Genomic DNA, 16,301 nt, shown 5'->3' with positions numbered 1-16,301 from the left:
CTCGAGCGGCGGGCCTGAGACCGTGAACCTCAGACGGCGGGCTCATGCGGCGAGCCTCAGCGGCGGAACACCCGGGTGAGCGCGTTCCACCAACTGCGGCGCTGCCGGGGGACGGTGGCGCCGCCGGCGCCCGCAGCGGCCGCCTGCACCGACGGTGCGCCGGGTGCTGCCGACGGTTCCGCACGGTTCAGGGGCGCGGTGAGCGCCGGATCCTCCGGCGGGATGGTCCGCGGGGTGAAGCTCACCGGCAGCTCGACCAGGTGGCGGGAGATCCACGCGGACGTCCACCGCAGGTCCTCCTCGGGGACGGCGATGACGAGGTCCGGCAGTCGGGTGAGGAGGATGTCGATGCCGGTCTCGGCGATGGCCCGGCCGATGTCCTGGCCGGGGCACTCGTGGGGACCGGCGCCGAAGGCCAGGTGGGAGCGGTTGCCGTGCAGGGGCTTGGACGGGTCGGGGCGGACGACCGGGTCGACGTTGCCGGCGGCGAGACCGAGCAGCAGCATGTCGCCGGTCCTGATCTGCTGGCCGCCGAGCTCGGTGTCGCCGGTGGCCCAGCGGCCGGCGACCAGCGACATCGGCGCGGAGTCCCAGAGGACCTGGTCCAGGGCGTCGGCCAGGGTCATGTGGCCGCCGGACAGGTGGGCGCGGAAGCGGCGGTCGGTGAGGACCATCTTCAGCGTGTCGGCGATCAGGTTGACGGTGGTCTCGTTGGCGGCGAGCAGGACGACCCGCAGGTGTTCCATGACCTCGTCGTCGGTGAGCCCGGCCGGGTGCTGGAGGAGCCAGGACACGAGGTCGGCGCCGGGGGAGTGCCGTTTGCGTTCCATGGTGCGGCGCAGGGTCGCCACGACGTAGTCGTTGCTGGCGATGGCGGTCTCGGTGCCCTTCATGAGGTCGCGGGCGGCCTCGACCAGCCGGGGACCGTACTCGTCCGGCATGCCGAGCAGTTGGGTCATCACGAGCATCGGCAGGTGCTCGGCGAACTGGGAGATGAGCTCGGCCCGGCCGGTGGGACCGAACTGGCGGACCAGTTGGTCGGTGGCGCGGGTGACGTGGCGGCGGGTGCCGCGCCGGTCGAAGCGGTTGAGGCTGTCGGTGACGGCTCCGCGCAGGCGCTTGTGCTCCGCGCCGTCGGCGAAGACGCAGAGCGGCTGCCAGGCGATGACCGGCATCAGCGGGGAGTCGGGGGCGACGAGGCCCTTGCGGAACGCCGTCCAGCGGCGGGAGTCCCGGGAGAACCGGGACGGGGTGCGCATCGCGGTGAGGTTCGCGGAGTGCCCGAGGACCAGCCAGGCCGGGAGGTCGCCGTGCAGGAGGACGGGGGCCACTTCGCCGTGCTCGGCACGGAGCTTCTCGTACAGGCCGGCCGGGTCGGCCTCGGCCTCCGGCCCGTAGAGCCGCCGGAGGCCCCCGGCGCCGAGGCCGCCGGGCTGGTGGGCGGGGCAGCCGGGCGGCGGGGTGGGGGAGGCGTCGTCGGTGAACGGGGTGGTCACGGTTTCTCCGGGGTCAGCGGGAGGCGGTGGTCAACGGGAGGCGGTGATCGGGGGGTGATCGAGGGGTGATCGAGGGCGGGCGACGGGTACGGAGTGGCCTCAGCCCCCGGGCGGGACCGAGAGGTTGTACAGGTAGTGCATCAGCGCCAGCAGGACGTCCCGGCTGGATTCGCGTGTCCTGGCGTCGCAGGTGACGATCGGCACCTCGGGCGGCAGGTCGAGCGCGGCTCGCAGCTCCTCGGTGGGGTAGGTCGGCGACTCCGGGAAGGTGTTGGCGGCGACGACGAACGGCACGCCGCGGTCCTCCAGCCGTCCGATCACGTCGAAGCTGACCTCCAGCCGGCGGGTGTCGACCAGGACGACCGCGCCGAGGGCCCCTTCGAACAGGCCGTTCCAGAGGAACCAGAACCGCTCCTGCCCGGGGGTGCCGAACACGTACAGCACCAGCTCCTGGTTGATGCTGATGCGGCCGAAGTCCATGGCGACGGTGGTGGAGGTCTTGCGTTCGATCCCGGCGGTGTCGTCGACGTCGGCGCCGGCCTGGGTCATCGTCTCCTCGGTGGTCAGCGGTCGGATCTCGCTGACGGAGCCGACCATCGTCGTCTTGCCGACGCCGAAACCACCCACGATCACGATCTTGACGGCCATGGTGGCCGTGTCCGGGAGCAGGTCCGCGCTGGGCGGACCCGTCACGGTGTCAGAGCTTCTGGAGTCCATGCATCACCGCCTCCAAGAGGGCGCGGTCGGGGAGGATCGCCTGGGGAACGCAGGCGCGGGCTTCGATCCGTTCCTCGAAGAGGAGGTCGTGGAGCAGCACGGTGACGGCGCTCATCGGCAGTTCCAGGTAGGCGGAGATCTCGGCGACGGACAGCGGGGAGCCGCAGATCCGCAGGATCGCCGCATGCTCGGGCTGCATGGCGGGCGTCGGCTCCGCGCGGGAGACGATGAGGGTGACCAGGTCGAACGTGGTCTGCTCGGCGCCGCTGCGGCCGCGCGTGATCACGTAGAGGCGTTCGGGGTCGTCCTCGTCCCAGTCCAGTCCCTGGTCGGCTGCACTCATGCGACCTGCTCGCCGTTGCGCGGGGGTGTGGTGAGGTGTTCGCCGATCCTGGCGACGAGGTCGCGCATCCGCTGCCCCATCAGCCCGGCGTCGACGCCCTCGTCGGCGAGCACGGCCAGGTAGGCGCGGGCGCCGGCGGCCATCAGGTAGAAGAAGCCGCCGCCCATCTCGATGACGACCAGCCGCATCCGGCCGTCGCCGTAGGGGAACTCGTGGCCGACCGCGGCGGCCAGGCTCTGCAGGCCGGCGCAGGCGGCCGCGAGGCGGTCGGCGGTGTCGGTGTCGGCGCCGTGCTGGGCGATCCGCAGACCGTCGGCGGAGAGGACGATGACGTGACGGGTGTACGGGACGCTCTCCGCCAGGTCCTTCAGCATCCAGTCCATGTTGGTGCGCTGCTGCATCACTGCTCGCCCTTTTCTGCCGACTCTTCGCCGGCGCGGACCGCCGGATCGGCCGACGGTGCTTGTCCGTTCACCCCTTCGGTGAACGCGGCCAGCCACAGACCGGGCTGGACCGGCTCCTTGGCCGGTTCGGGAACGGCGGCGGCCCGGTGGGAGACCGTGCGGGGCGCGGCGTGACGGCGGCGCTGCGGCAGGCCGTTGGCGGTCCGCTCGTTGATCACCGGGATGTCGTCGTCGCCCGCGGCCCGCGCCGCACCGCCCGGGGAGGAGCCGCGCGAAGCGGCCCCGGCGGACGATCCGGCCGGCGATCCGGCGGCCAGCGTCCCCGTGGCGGAGGCGGACAGCGTCCGCGTCCCCCACGGCTGCGGCCCGCCCGCCGCCCGGGAGATGCCGGCCGTGCGGGGCGGCGTCGCGGCGGGCCTGGGCGCGGTGGCCGGCCGGGGGTTGGCGGCGGCGCCGATGCCGTGGGCCCGGCCGGTCGCCGGGGCCGTGGTGATGCACTCCTGGGGGACGATCAGCACGGCGCGCACCCCGCCGTACGCGGAGGGCCGCAGCGAGACCTGGAAGCCGTACGCGCGTGCGAGGCGGCCGACGACGGCCAGGCCGAGCCGGGGGGTCTCGCCGAGGTCGTTGAGGTCGATGCCGGCCTGCGCCTCCCTGAGCATCCGCTCGGCGCGGGCCCGGCCCTCCTCGCTCAGGCTGAGGCCGCCGTCCTCGATCTCGATCGCGATGCCGGTCTGCACCTCGACGGCGGTCAGGTGCACGCTGGTCTGCGGCGGGGAGTAGCGGGTGGCGTTGTCGAGCAGCTCGGCCACGGCGTGGATGAGCGGCTCGACGGCCGGTCCGACCACGGCGACCTCGGACACCGGGTGCAGCTCCACCCGCCGGTAGTCCAGGATCCGGGAGATGCCGCCGCGCAGCACGCTGTACAGCGGCACGGCGCGGCCCCACTGACGGCCGGGGCGGGCGCCGCCGAGGACGGCGATGCTGTCGGCGAGCCGGCCGATCAGCGCGTTGCCGTGGTCCAGCCGCAGCAGGTCGTCGAAGACGGCCGGGTTGGCGCCGTGCCGGTTCTCCATCTCGCGGAGGTCCTGGGCCTGCCGGTGGACGATGGCCTGCACCCGGCGGGCGATGTTGACGAAGGCCCGCTGGGCGGACTCGCGCAGCGCCTCCTCGTTGTCGACCGCCTCCAGGACGGTCCGCAGCATCTCCTGCCGGGAGGCCTCGAACTGCGGTCCGGCGACGGCGTCATGGGACTCGTAGGCCCTCAGCACCTCCGTGACGGAGACGCCGCCGTGCAGGCGGGCGACCGCCGCCGGAAGGTCCTCCCGGGCCAGCCGTGCCGTCTCGCTCTCCTGCCTGGCCAGCCGGGCGAGCAACTCGCGCTCCTGCCGGGCGTACCGCTCCCGCAGGGCGTCCAGCGCGCGCCCCCGGCGCGCCGTCTCACCGGCCACCAGGGCCGCCGCCGCCGTCCCCACCACCCCGCACCAGACGACTCCTGCCCGGGCACCGGTGGAGGCGGTCGCCGCGACGACGGCGACCGCCGCCGTCACCACGACGGGCAGTATCCACACCAGCACGGGAGTGGAGCGCCGACCTCTGGGTGACGATCCAGCACCAAGCATCAGCATCCTCAAACGATCGAAGGAGTACGGGACGACGAGCGGGCACCGGCCCCTGCTGACGGCGTGCGGCGGGTGCGTGGGGCGCCGGTGCGGGCGGCGCTCGGCCGGCCGTCGGCGGTCCTCCGGCCGGACCTCGGCAGCGCTGCTCGGCGGCTGATTCGGTGCCTCCCCGGTCGGTTGTCCCACGCGTCGCGCACACCGCCGGGACGTGCCGGGACGGGGCTGCCGTCCCGCCGTCCGGGTGGTGCGGGAAACAGGTTTACCGCGCCCCGGGCTCGCCGGACCGCAGCCCGCGCCCAGTTCGCCCATGCGGGGGGAATCCCGGCGAAACCTCCACGCACCGCAGGGGGCCGTGCTAGGCACCTCACCCCGAACTCGCAGGAGCAGAAGGGTTCCTGCGGGCGCAGGTGGATGACGGCGGCCACCGTCTGGCAGCATGAGCGGATGGAACGGACGGAACAGGTGGAACGCTTGGAACACGTGGGGCGCATGCGACAGAACGTCGGTTCGGGTTCGCCGTTGGAGCCGCAGATCGGCTTCTCCCGCGCGGTCCGGGTGGGCGACCACGTCGCGGTCGCCGGAACGGCGCCCATCGCGGACGACGGTTCCACGGCGGCGCCGGGCGACGTCCACGGGCAGACGGTCCGGTGCCTCGACATCGCCGAGCAGGCGCTGAAGGAGGCCGGGGCATCGGTGCAGGACGTCGTGCGGACGCGCATCATGCTCACCGACGTCACCCGTTGGAAGGAGGCCGCGCGGGCGCACGGCGAACGGTTCGCGGCCGTCAGGCCCGCCTGCACGTTCGTCGAGGTCTCGCGCTTCATCGACCCGGAGTGGCTGGTCGAGATCGAGGTCGACGCCGTCCTCGGCGGGGACGCGCCCGCCGGCCCCGCCCGGTAGGCGGGCCCGGGCAGGGACGGGCCTGCGCACGGACGGCCTGCGCACAGACGGGCCCGCCCGGCAGCGCTGGAGGCCGGTCCGCCGCAGCATCGCGGGGCCCGATGAGATCGCCTTCCCGTGTCAGTGATCTCCCGGGTCAGTGGCCGTCCGGGGCAGTGACCTCCCGGGTCAGTGGCCGCCCTTCGGCTCGGTGCAGCCGCCCTCCAGGTAGTACCCGTGGGCCTCGACCTTGACGGGGTTGCCGAGCCGGCCGGCGACGCAGGGGCCGGCACCCGGGATGGTGACCTCGAACGAGACCTCACCGTCCGAGAGGTTGACCTGGGCGCTGTTGCGCGGGTAGCCGAGCGACTCCAGGATGCCGTGGACGTCGTCCTGGGAGAGCGGTGATGCGGCGGCGCGAGCCTTGACGGCGGCGGAGATGCGCTTGCTGTGTGCCTCGCCCCGGCAGCGGTCCACCGCGTCGAGGACCACCATCTGCTTGTACATCGAGTTCTCGGCGTGCTTGGCCGCCCAGGGGTCGGCCGGCTCGGCCGGGGCGGTGCCCGTGCCGTCGGCGGAGGGGCTCGGCCGTGCGGACGCGCAGCCCAGCGCCGCCACCTGGGGGAAGAGCCGGTCGTGCTCGGCGAGGCCCTGCCGGCGCTGCTCGGCGTAGTCGGGCGGGACGGACCCGGACGCGGTGGCCCCCGAGGCGGTGGGAGCTGCCGTCCCGACGCCGCCGGCACCGGTGGTGCTCACGCTCCCGCAGCCGGTCGTCGCGACCAGTCCCGTCAGCACGCCCGCTGCCGCCGCCACTGCCAGACGTCTCATCAGCCCGCCCTCCCCGGTCCGACGCGCGCCCGGCCGGGGCGCTTCGTACGGCACCCATCATGCCGGACGGCCGGATCCACCGGGGCCGGGGGGCTGTCGGTGGCAGTCCCATGAGCTCACCGCCGCCCGGGAGTTCACTGCCGTCCGGGAGTTCACCCCGGGCCGGGCGTGCCGATCGCCGTTCCCGTCCGGTACAGCTCCACGAGCAACGGTCGCAGTGCCAGCCCGGTCCCGGTCAGCCGGTAGCTCGTGCGCACCGGGAAGCCGCGCAGCCGCTCGCACCTGGCCAGCCCCCGCTCCTCCAGCGTGCGCAGGCGCTCCGCGAGCACCTTCGGGCTGATCTCCGGCAGCCGCTCGCGCAGTTCGCCGAAGGACAGCGGCCCGTGCATCAGCTCCCGCAGCAGTAGGGTCGTCCACCGCCCGGACACCGCGGCCAGGGCCACCTCGACCGGGCAGGTCGCCTCCGGCCGTGCCGTCCGGCCCTGGAGGCCGGGCACCAACTCGGTGTCCCAGGACCGGTCCGCGGCGTCGCTTTCCGTTTGGTGACCTACGCGGCCGCCGAATTCACTGCCCTCATGACGCATGAAGCCACTGTCACCCTGACCACCGATCCCGGGCAACACCCGGCCGTCTTCGCCGCCGCCTTCGGCACGGGCGACCCGGCCGCCGTCCAGCGGGTCTACGAACCGGGAGGCGTTTTCGTCCCCGCCCCCGGAACGGCCGTGACCGGACCGGAACTCGCCGCTGCCAACGCGGAGTTCCTCGCCCTCGGCCTCCCCATCACGGTGCGCCCGCGCCACACCTACGTCGCGGACGACATCGCCCTGCTCATCGTCGACTGGTCGATCTCGGGCACGACCCCCGACGGCGAGGACGTCCACCTCGAAGGCACCGCGACCGACGTGGCCCGCCGGGGGAAGGACGGGCGGTGGCGGTACGTCATCGACAACCCCTTCGGCACGGCCGGGGCACCCCAGGCAACCCACGCACCCGGAGGGCCCGAGGCAACTGCAGCACCTGAGGCACCCGGATCAGCGCAGGCACCCGGAGCAGCCGACGCACCCGGAGCAGCGCACGCACCCGCGGCCGCAGGCCCTGCCTGAGACCGGCCGCCGGCCGGGCGCAGATGCGCCCGGCCGGCGGCCGCGTAGCGGGTACTCGGGGCTGCCTGCCGTCAGCCGATCGCCCAGAGCTGGAGCGCCGAGCCGGTGTCGGCCTGCTGGGTGACCTTGGCCCCGTCCGCGGTGGACGCGGTGGTGAGCAGCAGGCCGCTGTCCGAGGCGATCCGGTAGCCGCCGGGGGCCGGGGTGATCCGCCAGCGCTGGTTTGCGCCGCCGGTGCAGGGCCACTGGATCACCTTGGCGCCGGCCGCCTTGGAGCCGCCGCTGACGTCCATGCAGAGCCCCGACTCGCCGTTGGCGATCTGGTAGCCGCCGTCGGCCTGCCGGGTGAGGACCCAGTTCTGGTTGGCGCCGCCGTTGGCCGTCCAGGTGACCAGCTGGGTGCCCCGGGTGGTGGAGTGATCGGGGGCGTCCAGGGCCTTGCCGGAGGCCGTGAGCGTGTGGGTGCCGTCCAGCGGCGGGTCGGGGACGGTGCCGGTGGCGGTGAAGGTGAGGGTCTGCTCGGCGGCGGTGCGGGCACCGCCGACGGGGTTGCCGCTGGTGTCGGTCCAGCTCCGGACGGGGGTGGTCTCGGCGGAGCGGCCGCTCGCCGAGGAGAGTCCGAGGACGAGACCGCTGTAGCGGTTGACCAGTTTGAACGCGCCGGTGGCGGCCCCGGCGGAGGAGCTCCCGGGGACGACGAACCACTGCTGGCCGACGCCGGGCCCGCCGGTGCCGGCGGCGGTGACGGTGGGGCGGGCGCCCCAGGCACGGCCGGCGACGGCGGTGGAGTCGACGCCGAGCAGCAGGCCGGTGGAGGCGTTGGCGATCCGGTAGGAGCCGTCGCCGTTGGCCGCGAAGCGCCAGGACTCCAGTGCCGATCCCGTCGCGGCCGCCACCGAGGTGGTGGTGGAGCCGCCGGGGACCTGGGCGAGCACCCGGCCGTCGGCGCTGCCGATCCGGTAGGTCCGGCCGAGGTCGACCGGGGGAGTGGCGGGCGCGGAGCTGCCGATCGTCACGTCCACGTACTCGCCGTCCGAGGTGCCCGAGCAGCTGATGGCGCAGTACGAGCGGAAGGACCTGCCGACGATCGCGGAGCTGCTCCGGTTGGCGCCGTCGAGGAACCAGCGGTACCAGGACGCGGTGTGGTACTTGTCGGTGTCGCCGATCGGGACCCACTTCTGGGTGGAGAGGTCGGCGGTCGCGTAGTACTGCTGGGGCGCCGCACCGCTCTGGTCGACCGCCTGGGGTTCGCCGATGTAGAGCCCCAGGTAGGCGTTGTAGGTGATGTCCATGACGAACAGGGGCGAGGTCGGGGGCATCTTGCCGGCCGCGACCTGCTGGGCGACGGTCCCGGGGTTGGCCGGGTCGTAGTCGCCGGAGGCCGGGGTGTAGCCGGTCGGGTGGGCGGGGTCGGCGGGCACCATGTTGCTCTCCCGGCCGCCCACGCCGGGCTGGGACCAGGCGCCGTCGTACCACTTCTGCCACGAGCCGGGCGCCATCTTCTCGGAGATCGGCGCCCGGGCCACGTGCTCGTGGTAGGCCTTCCAGCCGTCGCCCTTCTCGACGACCCGCGAGCCGTAGAAGACGTAGAAGTAGCCCGAGGCGGTGTCGACGAACAGCCGCTGGTCGCCGTCGCCGTAGTGGAAGGTCTGGTTCGGGAAGGCCGCGTCGTCACCCCGCGCGGTGCTGTACGGCGAGGTGATGACGTGGTCCTCGATGGTCCACGTCCGGCCCTGGTCGGTGGAGACCGCGTAGTCGATCGCGTCGAAGTGGACGCGGTCGCCGAAGGGTTGCGGCGTGAACTCGTTGTGCACCAGCCCGTACCAGTGGCCGGTGTCCGGGTCGACCCAGACGCCGGAGAGGTCGCAGTAGTTCTTCTGGGAGTACGAGGAGCCGGCGGGCGCGTAGCTCGCGGTGCGGCCGGTGGGGCTGTTGTTGCAGCGCCAGGTGGTGTCGTTGTTCCGGTCGTTCGCGTTGGCCGGGTTGACGGCGTCGCTGATCGCGCCCGACCGGGTGGCGGAGTCGAAGTCCCGGCCGGTGAAGAAGTCCCAGTACCGCGCTTCGGTCGCGCCGTACAGGGCGGCGGACTGCTGGAAGTAGAAGGTGCCGTCCTTGTCGGTGTAGGGGATGGCGGGGGTGTCGGTGGGGTGCTTGTAGACGACGGGAGTGCCGACGCTCACGGTGTAGCCGGCGGATGCGGCGGCGGGCAGCGCGATGACGGGTGCGACGGGGGCGGCGGGCGGTGCGGCCGAGGCCGGAACGGCCAGGCTCGCGTTCAGCGCCAGGAGCGCCGGGGCGAGGGCGGCGGCGAGTGCTCTGAGGGGTGGGGCGGACATGGGGGTCTCCTTCGCTGGGGCGGGAGCCGGCGGCGGGGCCGGTCCCGACGTCGAGTGCAGCGGCCTGCAGTATCCGACCCGGGAACACACAAATGTCAACACCTTCGATCAGAAATCTGCAATCCAGGTTCCCCAATCTGCTCGAAGCTGCTTGAATCAAGCCCCAACGCGTCATGTCTAGGCATTCGCCGCGTCTGTCGGCAAGCACCGCGCCCGCCGGCAACCACAGCACCGCTCGCCACCACCGCACCTGTCGCCACCACCGAACCCCGAGGGCCGCATGCTCCAGATCTCCCCGACCGGCTTCACGCTCGACGGACGCCCGCTGCGCCTCCTCTCGGGCGCCCTGCACTACTTCCGCAGCCTGCCCGAGCAGTGGCCCGGCCACCTGCGGATGCTCCGCGCGATGGGCCTGAACACCGTGGAGACGTACGTCCCGTGGAACCTCCACGAACCGAGCCCCGGCTCCTACGACTTCACCGGCCGGGCCGACCTCGGGGCCTTCCTCCGCGCCGCCGCCGACGCCGGACTCCACGCGATCGTCCGCCCGAGCCCCTACATCTGCGCCGAATGGGAGAACGGCGGCCTGCCCTGGTGGCTGCTGGCCGACCGGAGCCTGCCCCTGCGCACCGGCGACCCGCGCTACCTGGCCCACGTCGACCGCTGGTACGACACGCTGATCCCGCTCCTCGCCGAGCACCAGACCACCCGCGGCGGCAACGTCCTGATGGTCCAGATCGAGAACGAGTACGGCTCCTACGGCACCGACCGCGGCTACCTCGCCCACCTCGCCGAGGGCCTGCGCGCCCGCGGGATCGACGTCCCCCTCTGCACCTCCGACGGCCCGGAGGACTTCTTTCTCACCGGCGGCACCCTCCCCGGCCACCTGGCCACCGTCAACTTCGGCAGCCGCGCCGGGGAGGCCTTCGCCGAGCTGCGCCGGCACCGCCCGCAGGACCCGCCGATGTGCATGGAGTTCTGGAACGGCTGGTTCGACCACTGGGGCAAGCCGCACACCACCCGCTCCGCCGAGGACGCCGCCGGGACCCTGGAGGAGATCCTGGCCGCCGGGGCCTCCGTCAACCTCTACATGGCCCACGGCGGAACCAACTTCGGCACCTGGGCCGGCGCCAACACCGACGACCCCCGCACCGGCGAGGGCTACCTGCCGACCGTCACCTCCTACGACTACGACGCGCCACTGGACGAACGCGGCGCCCCCACCGCCAAGTTCTGGGCGTTCCGCGAGGTGCTGTCGGCGTACGCGGACGGCGCCGTGCCGGAGCCGGAGGAGCTCCCGCCCCTGCTCGCACCGCGCCGGGTGGAGCTCGACCGGTCGCTGCCGCTGTCCGACGTCGTCGACCACCTCTCCACCGGGGCGGTCCACTCCGCGGTGCCGCTCTCCTTCGAGGAGCTCGGCGTCCAGCACGGCCTGGTGCGCTACCGGGGCACCATCCCGGGCCCCCGGGCGGACCACCCGCTCACGGTCCAGGGGCTCGCCGACCGGGCCCACGTCCACGTCGACGGCGTCCACCTCGCCACCCTGGAACGCGACGTGGAGCACGAACCGCTCAAGGTCGCGGTGCCCGGCCGGGAGGCCCGGCTGGAGCTCCTCGTCGAGTCGATGGGCCGGGTCAACTACGGCGCCGCGACCGGCGACCGCAAGGGCGTCGCCGCCCTCCTGCACACCCAGCAGTTCCTGCACGGCTGGACCGCCGACCCGATGCCGCTGGCCGACGGCACCCCCGACCGGCTGCCCTGGGGCGCGGCCCGGGCAGCGGAGGGAACGGCGCCCGGCGGGCCCGCCCCGACCTTCCACCGCGGCACCTTCGAGGTCGCCGAGCCGGCCGACGGCCACCTGGCGCTGCCCGGCTGGACCAAGGGCTACGTCTGGGTCAACGGCTTCCTGCTCGGCCGCTACTGGGACCGCGGACCGCAGCGGACGCTCTACCTGCCCTGGCCGGTCCTGCGCAGCGGGACGAACGAGATCACCGTCCTCGAACTCGACCGCTGCGCCGACCCGGCCGTGGAGCTGCGCCCCGGCCCGGACCTCGGCTGACAGCCCCCGGTCCCCCGGTCCCCCCGTCCACCATCTCCCGTCCACCATCTCCCGTCCCCCACCCACCGGCCCCGTCCACCTGGCCGCGGGCCGTGTCGAAACCGAGACCGCTTCGTGTCTCGCCCTCTCTAGGCAGATGCTCGCATCTGAACAATACTGCTCAGAAATAAACACCCGAGAGCAGAGTTGCGGGCAGACCCGAACAGCTTCCCCCAGCATCCGAAGGAACAGATCCATGGCCAAGACAAGAATCCCCACCCGCCTGCTGGCCGCCGCCGCGGTGCTGCCGCTGCTCACCGCCGTCGCCGCCTGCGGATCGGGCGGCTCCGGCGGCGACGGCGCGGCGAAGGCCGGCGGGACCGCCGAGGTCACCTTCTGGGGCTGGGCTCCGGGCTACGAGGAGGCGGCGGCCCAGTTCAACGCGACGCACACGGACGTCCGGGTCAAGTTCGAGAAGATCGTGTCCGGCAGCAAGGGCGGCTACGCCAAGATCTTCGCGGCCGTGAAGGCCGGCAACGCGCCCTGTCTCGCCCAGGTCGGTTACGAGTCGCTGCCCAGCTTCGTCGTGGAGGGCGCCGTCCAGGACGTCAGCGGCGAGGCCGGAAAGTACCAGTCGGGCTTCGGCGAGGGCGCCTGGAACTCGGTGAAGGTCGGCGGCCAGGTGTACGGCATCCCGGTGGACATGGGCCCGATGGCGCTCTACTACCGCACCGACCTGTACGCGCAGTACGGCCTGAAGCCGCAGGCGACCTGGGAGGAGTTCGCCGCCGACGCCGCCAAGGTGCACTCCGCCAACCCGAACGGCTACCTGAGCGTCTTCAACCCGGACGACCCGTGGTGGTTCGCCGGGATGTCCGCCCAGGCCGGCGGCAGCTGGTTCGGTACCGACAGCAAGGGCTGGAAGGTCTCGCTCGCGAGCGACCCGGGCACCGCCAAGGTCGCTTCGTACTGGCAGGGTCTGATCAACAAGGGCCAGGTCAAGTCCGAGCAGGGCTTCAGCCCCGACCTCTACAAGGACCTGCAGGACGGCACGCTCGCCGCCTACCCCGGCCCGGTGTGGTTCTCCTCCATCCTCGAACAGAACGCAGCGCAGGCGTCCGGCAAGTGGGCGGTCGCCCCGATGCCGCAGTGGCAGGACGGCACCAAGTCGGTCGGCAACGACGGCGGCTCGTCCACCGCGGTCGTCAAGGGCTGCAAGAACGCCGCGGCGGCACTGCAGTTCGCCAACTGGATGAGCACGGACGCCGCCGCCGTCGGCACGCTCGTGGACAAGGCCGGCATCTACCCGGCGTCCACCAGCGGCACCTCGGCGCCGGCCCTGGCCAAGCCCAGCGCGTACTTCGGCAACCAGCCGATCTTCGACGTCTTCAAGCAGTCCGCGGCGCAGGCCCCCAAGTGGAGTTGGGGCCCGACCATGACCCAGACCTCCAGTGACCTCACCGACGCCTTCGGCGCGGCCGTCGCCGCCCACGGCGACCTGACCGCAGCCCTCGGCACCGTCCAGAACAAGACGGTCGAGGCGATGAAGGCCAAGGGGCTGACGGCCACCACCGGCTGACCCGGACCGTGGGCGGAGCGCGCGCACCCGACGGAGCGCGCGCTCCGCCCACCCGGCACCGAGCCACGCACCGAGCCACGCACCGAGCAACGCACCGACCGGCGGACCGACCGACCGCCAGCACGAGAGAGAACCCCAGATGAGCGCAGCAACCCCGGTGGTGACGGGCCGCACCGGCCCGAAGACCACCACCGCCCGACGGGGGCCGGCCCGCAACCGCGCGGTCCTCGGCTTCCTGCTCCCTTTCGGACTGCTCTTCACCGCCCTGTTCCTGCTGCCCATCGGGTACGCGGTCTGGCAGAGCCTCTTTCGGATCGAGCGCTCCGGTCTCGGCTTCGGCCCGGCCAGGACGGTGTTCGCCGGGTTCGACAACTACGCCGCGGCCCTGGGCGACGGCTCGTTCGTCGCCGGCATCGGGCGGGTCCTGCTGTTCGGCGCCGTCCAGGTCCCCCTGATGCTCGGACTGGCCCTCGGCCTCGCCCTGCTGATCGACGCCAAGGGCACCCGGCTGCGGAAGTTCTTCCGGCTCGCCTACTTCCTTCCGTACGCGATCCCCGGCGTCGTGGCCACCATCCTCTGGGCGTTCCTCTACGTGCCCGGCACCAGCCCCCTCGTCGCCGGCCTCAAGGACATCGGCATCGACGTCGACTTCCTCTCCCCGGACACCGTCCTGTGGTCGATGGCCAACATCGTCACCTGGACGTGGACCGGCTACAACATGCTGGTCATCCTCTCCGCCCTGCAGGCCATCCCCAGCGACCTCTACGAGGCCGCCGACCTCGACGGCGCAGGCCCCTGGCGGATCGCCTGGCACATCAAGATCCCCCTGGTGGCCCCCGCCCTGGTGCTGACCGGGATCTTCTCCATCATCGGCACCCTCCAGCTCTTCACCGAGCCGATGGTCCTGCACTCGCTGGCGTCGACCGTCTCCGCCGACTACACCCCCAACATGGCGGCGTACAACGCGGCCTTCGGCAACAACGACTACGGCAAGGCGGCGGCGATCGCCGTCCTGCTGGCGCTCGCCACCTGCGTCCTGTCCTTCACCTTCCTGCGCCTCTCGGTGCGCATCACCGGAAACCGGGTGACCGCATGAGCACCGTCGACCTCCGCCGCCGCTCGACCGCCGGTCCGACCGGGGACCGCCCCGCCGGGACCGCCCGCCCGTCCGGCCCCGCCCGCCGGCCGCGGCCCAACGTCCTCGGCACGGCCGTCCTGTTCGTGCTCTCCGCCTACTTCCTGCTGCCCGCCTGGTGGCTGCTGGTGGCCTCCACCAAGAGCAGCAGCGACCTGTTCGGCAGCGACGGCTTCTGGTTCTCCACCTTCCACCTCGGCGGCAACCTGCACGACCTGGCCACCGCCAACGACGGCCTCTACTTCCGCTGGCTGCTCAACACCGTGCTGTACGCCGGGGTCGGCGCCGCGGCCGCGACGCTGCTCGCGGCGATGGCCGGCTACGCGCTCAGCAAGTACCGCTTCCGGGGCCGCGAGGCGGTGTTCAACACGATCCTCGCCGCCGTACTGGTCCCGGCGCCGCTGCTCGCCCTGCCGGTCTACCTGCTCCTGTCCAAGGCCCACCTGGTCAACACCGTCTGGGCGGTCCTGCTGCCCAGCATGATCAGCCCGTTCGGCGTCTACCTCTGCCGGATCTACGCCGCCGCGTCCGTCCCGGACGAGATCCTGGAGGCCGCCCGGATGGACGGCGCGGGGGAGTTCCGGATCTTCTTCACGGTGGTCCTGCGGATCTTCTCGCCGGCGCTGGTGACCGTCTTCCTGTTCCAGTTCACCACCATCTGGAACAACTTCTTCCTGCCCCTGGTCACCCTCTCCGACCAGAAGCTCTGGCCGGTCAACCTCGGCCTCTACTACTGGAACGGCCTCAAGGACCACACCCCGTACAACCTGGTGGTCACCGGCTCGCTGGTCTCCGTGGTTCCGCTGGTCGTCGCCTTCCTGATGCTGCAGCGGTTCTGGCGCACCGACCTGACGGCGGGCGGCGTCAAGGCCTGAGGCCTGGGGCTCGAAGGCTGAAGCCTGAAGCCTGAAGTCCGTAGCCCCATGCCTGCGTCCTGAGGTCCGACGCCCAAGGCTCGAAGCCCGAAGCCGCCGGACCTCGGGGCGAGCGCGGTGCCCGGGACCCGCCCGGGCCCGTGCTCAGGCCCGGCGGACCGTGACCCCGCAGTTGGCGAACGCCTTCTGCTGCTCGTCCGAGAGGCCGTCGTCCGTGACCAGGTCGTGGACGTCGGAGAGCGGGCAGATGCGTGCGAAGGTGACCCTGCCGGCCTTCGTGCTGTCGGCCAGGACGACCGAGCGCGCACTGCTGCGCAGGAACGCCCGGTCGGTCTGGGCCTCCATCTCGTCGTGCGTCGTGCAGCCCTCCTCCGCCGTCAGGCCGTCCACCCCGATGAAGGCGATGTCCAGGTGGTACTGCGAGAGCATCCGGTCGGCGGCCGGGCCCACCAGCTCGTAGCTGGCCGTGCGGGCGATCCCGCCGATCACCACCAGCCGCACCTCGGGGCGGACGATGAGGTCCGCGGCGATGTTCACCGCATTGGTCACGACGGTGAGACCGCTGCGCTCCGCGAGCACCCGGGCGAGCTCACTGGTGGTCGTGCCGCCGCTGAGGCCCACCACCGCACCGTCCGGCACGAGTTCGGCCGCGGCGTGGGCGATCCGGCGCTTCTCCTCCCGCTGCTTCTCGCTCCGGTGGCGCAGCGGCAGTTCGAGGTTGACCGACCCGGTCACCGCACCGCCGCGGGTGCGGTGCAGCAGCCCCTGTTCGTGGAGCTCCTGGAGATCGCGGCGCACTGTCGCGGTGGAGACGTCCAGCAGTTCGGCGAGCGCGTGGACGTCGGCGCTCCCCGCTTCGGTGACGTGCGAGAGGATGCGGGCGGCGCGGTCGGCTTTGAGCATGTCCCGAGTCTAGCCGGGTCGGACGCTCACGGACCGGGGAAGG

15 protein-coding genes are annotated in these 16,301 nt (G+C 72.7%); 6 read left to right on the top strand and 9 right to left on the bottom strand.

What is annotated here, in order from left to right; genetic code table 11:
- Nucleotides 1–56: 56 nt before the first annotated feature.
- The 5 genes from J5Y04_RS32480 to J5Y04_RS32460 all read right to left on the bottom strand — a co-directional run bounded on the left by J5Y04_RS32480 (nucleotide 57) and on the right by J5Y04_RS32460 (nucleotide 4,582).
- Nucleotides 57–1,496 carry a cytochrome P450 gene (locus tag J5Y04_RS32480; protein ID WP_209415986.1) on the bottom strand — a complete coding sequence of 480 codons (1,440 nt, stop codon included), beginning with the start codon at nucleotides 1,494–1,496 and terminating at the stop codon, nucleotides 57–59.
- Nucleotides 1,497–1,595: 99 nt separating this feature from the next.
- Entirely contained in the window at nucleotides 1,596–2,213 is a 618-nt protein-coding gene (locus J5Y04_RS32475; RefSeq protein WP_209415985.1) for an ATP/GTP-binding protein, read from the bottom strand.
- On the bottom strand, nucleotides 2,194–2,556 hold the full coding sequence (locus tag J5Y04_RS32470; RefSeq protein WP_209415984.1) for a DUF742 domain-containing protein: 363 nt from the start codon (nucleotides 2,554–2,556) through the stop codon (nucleotides 2,194–2,196). Before J5Y04_RS32470 ends, J5Y04_RS32475 begins: the two co-directional genes overlap by 20 nt.
- Nucleotides 2,553–2,957, bottom strand: a complete 405-nt coding sequence (locus J5Y04_RS32465) for a roadblock/LC7 domain-containing protein (RefSeq protein WP_174315834.1) — start codon at nucleotides 2,955–2,957, stop codon at nucleotides 2,553–2,555. Before J5Y04_RS32465 ends, J5Y04_RS32470 begins: the two co-directional genes overlap by 4 nt.
- The gene (locus J5Y04_RS32460; RefSeq protein ID WP_209416052.1) at nucleotides 2,957–4,582 is read right to left on the bottom strand and encodes an ATP-binding protein; all 1,626 of its coding nucleotides are present in this window, start codon (nucleotides 4,580–4,582) and stop codon (nucleotides 2,957–2,959) included. Before J5Y04_RS32460 ends, J5Y04_RS32465 begins: the two co-directional genes overlap by 1 nt.
- Nucleotides 4,583–5,071: 489 nt before the next feature.
- On the opposite strand from J5Y04_RS32460, the gene J5Y04_RS32455 reads away from it, so the two are divergent.
- A complete protein-coding gene (locus J5Y04_RS32455) occupies nucleotides 5,072–5,482 on the top strand; it encodes a RidA family protein (protein WP_209415983.1) in 411 nt (136 codons plus the stop codon).
- Nucleotides 5,483–5,650: 168 nt separating this feature from the next.
- Here the strand turns inward: J5Y04_RS32455 and J5Y04_RS32450 are convergent, their stop codons facing one another.
- Nucleotides 5,651–6,289, bottom strand: coding sequence for a hypothetical protein (locus J5Y04_RS32450; protein WP_209415982.1), 639 nt, complete (start codon nucleotides 6,287–6,289; stop codon nucleotides 5,651–5,653).
- 152 nt (nucleotides 6,290–6,441) lie between these two features.
- A complete protein-coding gene (locus J5Y04_RS42355) occupies nucleotides 6,442–6,786 on the bottom strand; it encodes a helix-turn-helix domain-containing protein (RefSeq protein ID WP_307853411.1) in 345 nt (114 codons plus the stop codon).
- 78 nt (nucleotides 6,787–6,864) lie between these two features.
- On the opposite strand from J5Y04_RS42355, the gene J5Y04_RS32440 reads away from it, so the two are divergent.
- Nucleotides 6,865–7,392 (top strand): DUF4440 domain-containing protein, encoded by a 528-nt coding sequence (locus tag J5Y04_RS32440; protein ID WP_209415980.1) that lies wholly within the window; start codon nucleotides 6,865–6,867, stop codon nucleotides 7,390–7,392.
- Nucleotides 7,393–7,463: 71 nt separating this feature from the next.
- Here J5Y04_RS32440 and J5Y04_RS32435 read toward each other — a convergent pair whose 3' ends face one another.
- Complete coding sequence (locus tag J5Y04_RS32435) at nucleotides 7,464–9,728, bottom strand: RICIN domain-containing protein (protein WP_209415979.1); 2,265 nt, start codon at nucleotides 9,726–9,728, stop codon at nucleotides 7,464–7,466.
- Between the two features lie 280 nt (nucleotides 9,729–10,008).
- Here J5Y04_RS32435 and J5Y04_RS32430 point away from each other — a divergent pair, with 280 nt between their 5' ends.
- The 4 genes from J5Y04_RS32430 (at nucleotide 10,009) to J5Y04_RS32415 (ending at nucleotide 15,355) form a co-directional block, all read left to right on the top strand.
- Complete coding sequence (locus tag J5Y04_RS32430) at nucleotides 10,009–11,787, top strand: beta-galactosidase family protein (RefSeq protein ID WP_209415978.1); 1,779 nt, start codon at nucleotides 10,009–10,011, stop codon at nucleotides 11,785–11,787.
- 235 nt (nucleotides 11,788–12,022) lie between these two features.
- The gene (locus J5Y04_RS32425; RefSeq protein ID WP_209415977.1) at nucleotides 12,023–13,345 is read left to right on the top strand and encodes an extracellular solute-binding protein; all 1,323 of its coding nucleotides are present in this window, start codon (nucleotides 12,023–12,025) and stop codon (nucleotides 13,343–13,345) included.
- A 139-nt stretch (nucleotides 13,346–13,484) separates the two neighbouring features.
- Nucleotides 13,485–14,441 carry a carbohydrate ABC transporter permease gene (locus tag J5Y04_RS32420; RefSeq protein ID WP_209415976.1) on the top strand — a complete coding sequence of 319 codons (957 nt, stop codon included), beginning with the start codon at nucleotides 13,485–13,487 and terminating at the stop codon, nucleotides 14,439–14,441.
- The gene (locus J5Y04_RS32415) at nucleotides 14,438–15,355 is read left to right on the top strand and encodes a carbohydrate ABC transporter permease (RefSeq protein WP_209415975.1); all 918 of its coding nucleotides are present in this window, start codon (nucleotides 14,438–14,440) and stop codon (nucleotides 15,353–15,355) included. Before J5Y04_RS32420 ends, J5Y04_RS32415 begins: the two co-directional genes overlap by 4 nt.
- 144 nt (nucleotides 15,356–15,499) lie before the next feature.
- Here J5Y04_RS32415 and J5Y04_RS32410 read toward each other — a convergent pair whose 3' ends face one another.
- Complete coding sequence (locus tag J5Y04_RS32410; protein WP_209415974.1) at nucleotides 15,500–16,258, bottom strand: DeoR/GlpR family DNA-binding transcription regulator; 759 nt, start codon at nucleotides 16,256–16,258, stop codon at nucleotides 15,500–15,502.
- Nucleotides 16,259–16,301 lie beyond the last annotated feature (43 nt).

It is taken from the genome of Kitasatospora sp. RG8, assembly GCF_017813315.1.
Lineage (GTDB): Bacteria > Actinomycetota > Actinomycetes > Streptomycetales > Streptomycetaceae > Kitasatospora.
Note: the sequence above shows the minus strand (reverse complement) of the source record. Positions and strands in the feature narration are given on the sequence as shown.

Bases quoted from the DNA above. Each gene is read 5' to 3' on its own strand.
- J5Y04_RS32435 (WP_209415979.1), bottom strand. From the start codon at position 9,728: ATGTCCGCCCCACCCCTCAGAGCACTCGCCGCCGCCCTCGCCCCGGCG.
- J5Y04_RS32420 (WP_209415976.1), top strand. From the start codon at position 13,485: ATGAGCGCAGCAACCCCGGTGGTGACGGGCCGCACCGGCCCGAAGACC.
- J5Y04_RS32430 (WP_209415978.1), top strand. From the start codon at position 10,009: ATGCTCCAGATCTCCCCGACCGGCTTCACGCTCGACGGACGCCCGCTG.
- J5Y04_RS32470 (WP_209415984.1), bottom strand. From the start codon at position 2,556: ATGAGTGCAGCCGACCAGGGACTGGACTGGGACGAGGACGACCCCGAA.
- J5Y04_RS32475 (WP_209415985.1), bottom strand. From the start codon at position 2,213: ATGGACTCCAGAAGCTCTGACACCGTGACGGGTCCGCCCAGCGCGGAC.
- J5Y04_RS32440 (WP_209415980.1), top strand. From the start codon at position 6,865: ATGACGCATGAAGCCACTGTCACCCTGACCACCGATCCCGGGCAACAC.
- J5Y04_RS32415 (WP_209415975.1), top strand. From the start codon at position 14,438: ATGAGCACCGTCGACCTCCGCCGCCGCTCGACCGCCGGTCCGACCGGG.
- J5Y04_RS32455 (WP_209415983.1), top strand. From the start codon at position 5,072: ATGCGACAGAACGTCGGTTCGGGTTCGCCGTTGGAGCCGCAGATCGGC.
- J5Y04_RS32465 (WP_174315834.1), bottom strand. From the start codon at position 2,957: ATGCAGCAGCGCACCAACATGGACTGGATGCTGAAGGACCTGGCGGAG.
- J5Y04_RS32410 (WP_209415974.1), bottom strand. From the start codon at position 16,258: ATGCTCAAAGCCGACCGCGCCGCCCGCATCCTCTCGCACGTCACCGAA.
- J5Y04_RS32460 (WP_209416052.1), bottom strand. From the start codon at position 4,582: ATGCTTGGTGCTGGATCGTCACCCAGAGGTCGGCGCTCCACTCCCGTG.
- J5Y04_RS32425 (WP_209415977.1), top strand. From the start codon at position 12,023: ATGGCCAAGACAAGAATCCCCACCCGCCTGCTGGCCGCCGCCGCGGTG.
- J5Y04_RS32450 (WP_209415982.1), bottom strand. From the start codon at position 6,289: ATGAGACGTCTGGCAGTGGCGGCGGCAGCGGGCGTGCTGACGGGACTG.